This window comes from Pantoea sp. Ap-967 (assembly GCF_011752565.1).
In the GTDB taxonomy this organism is placed as follows: domain Bacteria; phylum Pseudomonadota; class Gammaproteobacteria; order Pseudomonadales; family Pseudomonadaceae; genus Aquipseudomonas.
Genome location: NZ_VWXK01000003.1, coordinates 305147 through 311869, shown reverse-complemented (window position 1 = coordinate 311869; position 6723 = coordinate 305147). Strand labels below are relative to the sequence as shown.

The 6723-nt window shown below is 64.9% G+C and carries 5 protein-coding genes; 2 read left to right on the top strand and 3 right to left on the bottom strand.

The annotated features are described in order from the left end of the window. Positions 1-147: 147 nt before the first annotated feature. The 3 genes from F3J45_RS05730 to ubiG form a co-directional block, all read right to left on the bottom strand. On the bottom strand, positions 148-888 hold the full coding sequence (locus F3J45_RS05730; RefSeq protein WP_167058671.1) for a YciK family oxidoreductase: 741 nt from the start codon (positions 886-888) through the stop codon (positions 148-150). 143 nt (positions 889-1031) lie between these two features. Next, positions 1032-1703, bottom strand: a complete 672-nt coding sequence (gene mupP, locus F3J45_RS05725) for an N-acetylmuramic acid 6-phosphate phosphatase MupP (protein WP_167058668.1) — start codon at positions 1701-1703, stop codon at positions 1032-1034. 2 nt (positions 1704-1705) lie between these two features. Beyond that, positions 1706-2404 (bottom strand): bifunctional 2-polyprenyl-6-hydroxyphenol methylase/3-demethylubiquinol 3-O-methyltransferase UbiG, encoded by a 699-nt coding sequence (gene ubiG / locus F3J45_RS05720; protein WP_167058665.1) that lies wholly within the window; start codon positions 2402-2404, stop codon positions 1706-1708. A gap of 112 nt (positions 2405-2516) precedes the next feature. On the opposite strand from ubiG, the gene mtnA reads away from it, so the two are divergent. Then, the gene (gene mtnA, locus F3J45_RS05715; RefSeq protein WP_167058662.1) at positions 2517-3593 is read left to right on the top strand and encodes an S-methyl-5-thioribose-1-phosphate isomerase; all 1077 of its coding nucleotides are present in this window, start codon (positions 2517-2519) and stop codon (positions 3591-3593) included. A gap of 311 nt (positions 3594-3904) precedes the next feature. Next, a complete protein-coding gene (gene gyrA / locus F3J45_RS05710) occupies positions 3905-6667 on the top strand; it encodes a DNA gyrase subunit A (RefSeq protein WP_167058659.1) in 2763 nt (920 codons plus the stop codon). Positions 6668-6723: the final 56 nt, after the last annotated feature.

Below are 6723 nucleotides of genomic sequence, written 5' to 3'. Positions count from 1 at the left end.
TTTGGGATGTGTTCCTGTGTGACCATCTCCTGGGGAGGCTTGGACGGGGTGAAAACCGCGTCCAAGCCTCAAATGTGTAAACCATGTCCCCGGTTTACGATGTAAACGATGTCTCCGGTCGTACACCGCGAAAGGGCTGAACCTGCGTTACTGGGCGTTCAATGCCTGCCCATTCACATCCTTGCTATCGGGCCCCATCAGGTACAGGTAAACCGGCATGATCTCTTCAGGCAGCGGGTTGTTCTGCGGGTTCTCGCTGGGATACGCCTGCGCCCGCATCGCCGTGCGCGTGGCCCCCGGGTTGATGCTGTTCGAACGCACCGGTGCCACACCTTCCAGCTCGTCGGCCAGGGTCTGCATCAGCCCTTCGGTGGCAAACTTCGACACACCATAGGCGCCCCAATAGGCCCGCCCCTTGCGCCCCACGCTGCTGGAAGTGAACACCACCGAGGCGTCCTCCGACAGCTTGAGCAGCGGCAGCAAGGTGCTGGTGAGCATGAAGGTGGCGTCGACGTTGATGTGCATCACACGCATGAAGTTGTCGCCCGACAGCTGCTCCAGCGGTGTGCGCGGGCCAATGATCGAGGCGTTGTTGAGCAGGCCGTCAAGGCGGCCGAACTGCTCCTCGATCATCACCGCCAGTTCGTCGTACTGGTGGGGCAGGGCGGTTTCCAGGTTGAACGGGATGACCACCGGTTGCGGGTGGCCAGCGGCCTCGATCTGGTCGTAGACCTCGTTGAGGTTGGCTTCGGTCTTGCCCAGCAGCAGCACGGTGGCGCCCAGGGCGGCATAAGCCTTGGCGGCAGCGGCGCCGATGCCACGGCCTGCGCCGGTGACCAGGATGATGCGGCCAGCGAGCAGGCCGGGGCGGGCGGTGTAGTCGAACATGGATAATTCCCTTTCTCGAAGGCTTGATACGGGCCTTGTAGGAGCGGGCTTGCCCCGCGAAGCAGGCGCAGCAGCGGCTGGCACGGGCTGCGCCCGTGTTCGCGGGGCAAGCCCGCTCCTACAGGGGCGCGCGCAGGGTCAGGTCAGCAACCGCACAGCGCGCTGTCGATGACCTTGCGCAGTTCCAGCGGGTGGTCCACCACCACATCGGCGCCCCAGTTGTTGGGGTTGTCCTCTGGATGAATATAGCCGTAGCGCACCGCCGCCGTGCGGGTGCCGGCGTCGCGGCCCGACTCGATATCGCGCAAGTCGTCGCCCACGAACAAGACGCTGGCAGGGTCCAGGTCGAGGGTCTTGCAGGCCAGGATCAGCGGCTCGGGGTCGGGCTTGCTGTTCTTCACGTGGTCCGGGCAGATCAGCAGCGCCGAGCGCTCGGCCAGGCCCAGCTGCTGCATGATCGGCTCGGCGAAGCGTACCGGCTTGTTGGTGACCACGCCCCACAGCAGGTTGCCTTTCTCGATGTCGGCCAGCAGCTCGCCCATGCCATCGAACAGCTTGCTGTGCACCGCGCAGTCGCGCTGGTAGCGCTCCAGGAACTCCAGGCGCAGGGCTTCGAAACCCTCGGCCTCCGGGTCCATGGCAAACGTGGCGGCGACCATCGCCCGGGCGCCGCCGGAAATCACGTCGCGGATCAGCTGGTCATCGACCGCCGGCAGGCCGCGCTCGGCCAGCATGGCCTGGCAAATGGCGATGAAGTCCGGCGCCGTGTCGAGCAAGGTGCCGTCCATGTCGAAGAGTACCGCTCGCAGGCGCATGCTCATTCCTCGCGCAGGGTCTGAATCATGTAGTTCACGTCCACGTCGCTGCTGAGCTTGTAGTGCTTGGTCAGCGGGTTGTAGGTCAGGCCGATGATGTCCTTGACCTCAAGGCCGGCCACGCGGGCCCAGGCGCCCAGCTCCGACGGGCGGATGAATTTCTTGAAGTCGTGGGTGCCGCGCGGCAGCATCTTGAGGATGTACTCGGCGCCGACGATGGCCAGCAGGTAGGCCTTGGGGTTGCGGTTGATGGTCGAGAAGAACACCTGGCCGCCGGGCTTGACCATGCGGAAGCAGGCGCGGATCACCGACGACGGGTCGGGTACGTGTTCGAGCATTTCCAGGCAGGTGACCACATCGAACTGCTCGGGCATCTCTTCGGCCAGGGCTTCGGCGGTAATCTGCCGGTACTGCACCTGCACGCCGGATTCCAGCTGGTGCAGCTGGGCCACGGCCAGCGGCGCCTCGCCCATGTCGATACCGGTAACGCTGGCGCCACGCAGGGCCATGGCTTCGCTGAGGATGCCGCCGCCGCAGCCCACGTCCAGCACCTTCTTGCCGGCGAGGCTGACGCGCTCGTCGATCCAGTTGACGCGCAGCGGGTTGATGTCGTGCAGCGGCTTGAACTCGCTTTCGCGGTCCCACCAGCGGTGGGCCAAGGCTTCGAACTTGGCGATTTCGGCGTGGTCGACGTTGCTCATTGAACAATCCTCTGGAACTTGCACTTCAAATGCGGCGCAGTATACCCGAGCGCCCGGCGCCGAGGGTCGCTATAATCGCCGGCTTTTGATATCCGAACGACGGGGAGAGGCGATGCGCGAGCGACTTTTGGCGGCGGAGAAGGTGACCGGGATTCGCTGGCACGACGGCGTCCTGCACCTGCTCGACCAGCGCCTGCTGCCGTCGCAAGAGCGCTGGCTGGCCTGCGACAATGTTGCACAGGTGGTTGCGGCGATCCGCGGCATGGCCGTGCGCGGCGCCTCGGCCATCGGCATCGCCGCGGCCTATGGCCTGGTGCTGGCCCTGGAGGAGCGCCTGGCCGAAGGCGGCGACTGGGAAATGGACCTGGAAGAAGACTTCCTGAGCCTGGCCGAGGCGCGCCCCACTGCCGCCAACCTGTTCTGGGCCCTGAACCGCATGCGCGACCGCCTGCAGCGGGTGCGCGGCGAAGAAGACGTGCTGGCGGCGCTGGAGGCCGAGGCCGTGGCTATTCACGAGAGTGACCGCGAGGCCAACCTGACCATGGCCCAGCACGGTATCGAGCTGATCCGCCGCCACCAGGGCAATGCCCAGACCTTGCTCACCTACGGCAATGCCGGCGCCCTGGCCAGCGGTGGCATCGGCACGGCGTTGGGGGTGATCCGCGCCGGATACCTGGAAGGCATGGTCGAGCGGGTGTACGCCGGCGAAACCCGCCCTTGGCTGCAGGGTGCGCGGCTGACGGCCTGGGAGCTGGCCGGCGAAGGTATTCCGGTCACCCTGTGCGCCGATTCGGCGCTGGCCCACCTGATGAAGACCAAGGGCATCACCTGGGTGGTGGTGGGTGCCGACTGCATCGCGGCCAATGGCGACATGGCCAGCAAGATCGGCACCTACCAGCTGGCGGTCAGTGCCATGCACCACGGCGTGCGCTTCATGGTGGTGGCGCCAAGCACCAGCATCGACCTCAACCTGGCCACGGGCGAGGACATTCCGCTGGAAGAGCGTGAGGCCGATGAGCTGCTGGACTACGCCGGCACCCGTGTGGCGCCGGATGTGGAGGTGTTCAACCCGGTGTTCGACGTAACCCCGGCCGACCTGATTGACGTGATCGTCACCGAGCGCGGCATCGTCGAACGGCCCGATGCCGCCAAGTTGGCGCAGCTGATGTGCCGCAAGCGTTTGCATTGAGGGCCCCATCGCGAGCGTTGCCGGGGTTGCGCATGCCGGGTAGGAGCGAGCAGAGCTCGCGATGCGCCGCGTGAGCGGCGCTAATATCCCGCGCAACCACCCCGTACCCTATCTCCCCACCGCCCCGCCTTTGTGGTAACATCCGGCAGTTTCCAGGACCGCCCACGAAGGCGGCCTTCATTGCGCAGATCCATGCAACAACTCATTGATTTGTCGTAAGTCGTCGCACCCCTATGCGCTGCGGCGGCGAGCTTCGTTCGGCCCTTGATGGAGCTACGAAGTTTCACCCGAAAAAAGGAATCAGGCTTCTCATGGGCGAACTGGCCAAAGAAATCCTCCCGGTCAATATCGAAGACGAACTGAGACAGTCTTACCTCGACTACGCCATGAGCGTGATTGTCGGGCGAGCGCTGCCCGATGCCCGCGATGGCTTGAAGCCCGTGCATCGTCGCGTCCTCTACGCGATGAGCGAGCTGGGCAACGACTGGAACAAACCGTACAAGAAATCCGCCCGTGTGGTCGGTGACGTGATCGGTAAGTACCACCCGCACGGCGACACTGCGGTCTACGACACCATCGTGCGTATGGCCCAGCCCTTCTCGCTGCGCTACCTGCTGGTCGACGGCCAGGGCAACTTCGGCTCGGTGGACGGCGACAACGCCGCGGCCATGCGATACACCGAAGTGCGCATGACCAAGCTGGCCCACGAGCTGCTGGCCGACCTGCACAAGGAAACCGTCGACTGGGTGCCCAACTACGACGGCACCGAGCAGATCCCGGCGGTGATGCCTACCCGCATCCCCAACCTGCTGGTCAACGGCTCCAGCGGTATCGCCGTGGGCATGGCAACCAACATTCCGCCGCACAACCTCGGTGAAGTGATCGACGGTTGCCTGGCGCTGATCGACAACCCGGACGTCACCATCGATGAACTGATGCAGTTCATCCCCGGCCCCGACTTCCCGACTGCCGGTATCATCAACGGCCGCCAGGGCATCATCGAGGCCTACCGTACCGGCCGTGGCCGCATCTACATGCGTGCCCGCTCCGAGATCGAAGACATCGACAAGGTTGGTGGCCGCCAGCAGATCGTCGTCACCGAGCTGCCGTACCAGCTGAACAAGGCCCGCCTGATCGAGAAGATCGCGGAGCTGGTCAAAGAGAAGAAAATCGAAGGCATCACCGAGCTGCGCGACGAGTCCGACAAGGACGGCATGCGCATCGTCATCGAGCTGCGCCGCGGCGAGGTGCCGGAGGTGGTGCTCAACAACCTCTACCAGCAAACCCAGCTGCAGAGCGTGTTCGGTATCAACGTGGTTGCCCTGGTCGACGGTCGCCCGCGCCTGCTCAACCTCAAGGACCTGCTCGAAGCGTTCGTCCGTCACCGCCGCGAAGTGGTGACCCGCCGTACCGTATTCGAGCTGCGCAAGGCCCGCGAGCGTGGCCATATCCTTGAAGGCCAGGCGGTTGCGCTGTCCAACATCGACCCGGTCATCGCCATGATCAAGGCCTCGCCAACGCCGTCCGAAGCCAAGGAAGCGCTGGTGTCCACTGCCTGGGAATCCAGTGCCGTGCAGGTCATGGTCGAGCGCGCCGGCGCCGATTCCTGCCGCCCTGAAGACCTGCCCGAGCAGTACGGCCTGCGCGATGGCAAGTATTACCTGTCGCCGGAACAGGCCCAGGCGATTCTCGACCTGCGTCTGCACCGCCTGACCGGCCTGGAGCACGAGAAGCTGCTGGCCGAGTACCAGGAAATTCTCGAGCAAATCGGCGAGCTGATCCGCATCCTCAACAGCGCCCAGCGCCTGATGGAAGTGATTCGCGAAGAGCTCGAAGCCATTCGTGCCGAATACGGCGATGCCCGCCGCACCGAAATCCTCGATGCCCGCCACGACCTCAACTACGGCGACATGATCCCGGAAGAAGAGCGCGTGGTGACCATCTCCCACGGCGGCTATGCCAAGACCCAGCCGCTGTCCGCCTACCAGGCCCAGCGCCGGGGTGGCAAGGGCAAGTCGGCCACCGGCGTGAAGGACGAGGACTACATCGAGCACCTGCTGGTCGCCAACAGCCACGCCACCCTGCTGCTGTTCTCCAGCAAGGGCAAGGTGTACTGGCTCAAGACCTACGACATCCCGGAGGCGTCGCGCGCTGCCCGTGGCCGCCCGCTGGTCAACCTGCTGCCGCTGGAGGAAGGTGAACGCATCACCGCCATGCTGCAGATCGACCTGGAAGCCCTGCAGCAGAACGCCGACCCTGAAGAAGAGCTGGAAGACGGCGACGATGGCGTGATCGAAGGCGAAATCGTCGAAGCCGAGGAAATCGACGAAGAAGACGGCGATACCCCGGAGTGGGCGGCAGAGCCGACCGGCGCGTACATCTTCATGGCGACTGCCTCCGGCACCGTCAAGAAAACCCCGCTGGCGCAGTTCGCCCGCCCACGCTCCAGCGGCCTGATCGCCCTGAAGCTCAAGGAAGGCGACACCTTGATTGCCGCGGCCATCACCGACGGCGCCAAGGAAGTGATGATGTTCTCCGACGCCGGCAAGGTGATCCGCTTCGCCGAGAGCGTAGTTCGCGAAATGGGCCGTACCGCCCGTGGCGTGCGCGGCATGAAGCTGGGCAAGGGCCAGCAGATCATCTCGATGCTGATTCCTGAGTCGGGTGCGCAGATCCTCACCGCGTCGGAGCGTGGCTTCGGCAAGCGCACGCCGCTGTCGAAGTTCCCGCGCCGCGGGCGTGGCGGCCAGGGCGTGATCGCCATGGGTACCAAGGGCCGCAACGGTTTGCTGATCGGCGCCATTCAGGTGCAGGAAGGCGAGGAGATCATGCTGATCTCCGACCAGGGCACCCTGGTGCGCACACGGGTTGGCGAGGTTTCCAGCCTGGGCCGTAACACCCAGGGCGTCACCCTGATCAAGCTGGCCACCGACGAGACGCTGGTGGGCCTGGAGCGTATCCAGGAGCCGTCCGAGGACGAACTCGATGACCTGGTCGAGACGGACGAGGAGGGCGTCGAGGCCGATGCGCCAGATGATGAAGCCGCTGGCAGCGAAGAGGCTGCACAGGAATAAGCAAGCGTAAAACCCAAGCGGGGCGACCAAGGTCGCCCCGTTTGACTGTGAAGGGT